Consider the following 567-nt stretch of genomic DNA (forward strand, 5'->3'; position numbering starts at 1 on the left):
CCTTCGCGCAGCTGGACAAATCTGCTGCGAGCAGGGACATGGCGGCCGACGCCGGCCCGGTCAGCCAGATGTGGCTGGGCTCGCAGTTCTGCGCGAACCATATCCGCCGGCACGCCTCGGCGCTGACCGACCATCCGGTGTACTGGACCCGTGAGCAGCGCGGTGAGGAAGCTGCGACGTGGCTGCTGTTCGACCACAAGCACCAATACCTGCGAGAGACGTCCATCCGCGCTGACGACCGGTCGCCCCTCGTGCGGGCGTTCTGCGTCCCTCGGCACGCGGTCGATGATTCACCGACCGGTGAGCGCATGCTGCTATTGCTCGCGCTCGCCTTGATGGAGTCGCACGGTATCCGGACGGTGGTGACGGACATAGCTGAGCTGGCCGGTACGCCCGGCTTCGTCTTTGATCGGCGCAGAACAGCGATCACGGCGACGTGGATCGGCGCTGACGGGATCTGGTACGCCGACGTCACCGACAACCGCACCACGGTGCGCGGATATGACGACGCGGCTGGCTACGCCATCAACCACTCGATCAATGATGGGCCGAGTCCGCGGGCACGGC

The 567-nt window shown here is 66.3% G+C and carries 1 pseudogene; it reads left to right on the plus strand.

Annotation, left to right across the window (positions count from 1 at the left end):
- Window positions 1-38: 38 nt before the first annotated feature.
- A pseudogene (locus DMB66_RS60465) lies at window positions 39-567 on the plus strand (XRE family transcriptional regulator); the annotation flags it as partial.

Source organism: Actinoplanes sp. ATCC 53533 (assembly GCF_003947245.1).